This is a genomic window from bacterium, from assembly GCA_018814885.1.
In the GTDB taxonomy this organism is placed as follows: Bacteria; Krumholzibacteriota; Krumholzibacteriia; order LZORAL124-64-63; family LZORAL124-64-63; genus JAHIYU01.
Genome location: JAHIYU010000158.1, coordinates 1 through 2,211 on the forward strand (window position 1 = coordinate 1; position 2,211 = coordinate 2,211).

Below are 2,211 nucleotides of genomic sequence, written 5' to 3' on the forward strand. Positions count from 1 at the left end.
CAGAACCGGCCTCGCCATTGTACAATCCGGCTGCTTGACGACGGAAGCCCCGCGGTCCTGCCACCGGGCGGTGAAACTGGGTGCTTTGCGGGCTCAGTCGTATGCTTCATGAATAATCCGGGCTAAGAACGACGACGCGTCTGCTGCGGTCTGTTTATTGCCCCCCTCGGGCAACGAAGGAGGGCGTCATGTCATCGAGCAGAACAAGATCCGGATACGTTCGCCTCGCCGTGCTGTGCGTCTGCGCCGCGGCCGTCGCGCCCGCCGCCGTGTTCCCCGGCGAGGTGACTTCCCTGGAGTCGGTTGGTTGCGGCGAGCTGCTGTGGCGCCGGGCGGACGGGCTGGTGCCGCTCCCGGCGGTCCGGACCGACGTCGCCCTGGAGGTGAACGGACCGCTGATCGCGGGCACCGTGTCGCAGCTCTTCACCAATCCGACGGACCAGGTGATCGAGGCGATCTACGTCTTTCCGCTGCCGGAGAACGCGGCGGTGCACGCCATGGAGATCATCGTCGGCGAGCGCCGCATCGTGTCGGTGGTCCAGGAGAGGGAGCAGGCCCGCCGCACCTACGTGACGGCGCGCGCGAGCGGGCGCCGCGCAGCCCTGGTCGAGGGCGAGCGCCCGAACCTCTTCACCACCTCGGTGGCCAACATCTGTCCCGGGGATCGGATCACCGTCGAGCTGCGCTATCTGGACAGGGCCGACTTCGACGGCGGCGAGTTCGGCCTGGCGTTTCCGCTGACGTTCACGCCGCGCTACATCCCGCCCGCGATGGCATGCACGGAGGAGGGCGCGCTCTCGGCCGCCCGCGTCTCGCCGACCTTCGCGGGGGAGGGTGACCGGCGCTTTCCCGTGGCGACGGTCCGGGTGGAGCTGAACCCGGGCGTCGCCCTGGCGGACGTGCGCTCCGATTCTCACGATCTCGACCTCGACCGGGACGGCGACCTGTGGCTCGCTTCGCCCGCGGGCGGGACGATCCCCGCCGACCGCGACTTCCTGCTCGCCTGGCGACCGTCCGTCGCCGACGTGCCGGCGACGGCTCTCTTCGTCGAGGACCGCCCGGACGGCCGCTATGCCCTGCTGATGGTCGTGCCCGCGGCCGAGATCGTACCGCCGCGCCGGCGGGAGCCGATCCCCACCGAGACCCTGTTCCTGGTGGATGTCTCCGGTTCGATGCAGGGCGAATCCATCGTCCAGGCCCGGACGGCACTGCTGCGCGCCCTGGACCGCCTGGGCCCGCAGGACCGCTTCAACATCCTGGCTTTCGCGAACGACAGCCGGATCTTCCGGCGCGACTTCCAGGCGGCGACCCCCTCCGGCCTGGCCGACGCCCGCGCCTGGGTGCGGATGCTCGACGCGAACGGCGGCACGGAACTCCATCCGGCCCTGTTGCGGGCCACGAGCCGTTTTTCGGGCGGCGACGATGACGACGGATACAGCCGGCGCATCATCCTGATCACCGACGCCGCCATCGGCAACGAGGCTCAGTTGCTGCGCGAGGCGACGGTCGACATGGGGCCGGTGCGCCTGCACGTCGTCGGTATCGGCAGCGCTCCCAACCGCTACCTGGTGCGCCGGCTCGCCGAGTACGGCGGCGGCCTGAGCGCGTTCGTCAACAGCGCCGCCGGGGCCGGGAACGGCATCGACGCCTTCCTGGAGCGCATCTCGCGGCCCCAGCTCGCCGACCCGCGACTCGCCTGGCGGGGGGATGGTCCGGCCGAGAGCTATCCGGAGCGGCTGCCGGAGGTCTACGCGGGCGAGCTGGTGCTCTGGTCGGGCCGGTTCCCTCCCGGCGCCGATCTGCGCGGCGCGTTCACCGCCGCGCTCGCGGGCGAGGGGTTGTCCTACCCGCTGGGCGAAGCGGAGACCGGGGGCGCGTGCGACGGGGTCGCGGTCCGCTGGGCGCGCCTGAAGGTCGCCGGCCTGATGGCGGACTTCCATCGCGGCGCGGACCGGGACGGCGTGCGCGCGCAGGTGGTCGAGACCGGCCTAGCGTTCGGCCTGGTGACCGCCTACACCAGCCGGATGGCGGTGGAGGAGGCCGTGAGTGCCGATGCCCCCGCCCGGCCCTGCCGTCTGTCCGGCGGCCTTCCCCACGGCACGGAGTTCGCGTCGAGCCTGCCCGCCACGGGCACCTCGGAGCCCCTGCTCAGGCTGCTCGGCGCGCTGGGGCTGCTGATCGGATCGGCGGGGGTCGCGATGGCCCGGCGGG

General features: G+C 72.0%; 1 protein-coding gene. It reads left to right on the top strand.

All coding sequences use genetic code 11. The annotated features are described in order from the left end of the window. Window positions 1-188: 188 nt before the first annotated feature. The coding region (locus KJ554_12055) for a VWA domain-containing protein (protein ID MBU0743065.1) at window positions 189-2,211 on the top strand (2,023 nt) is incomplete at its 3' end.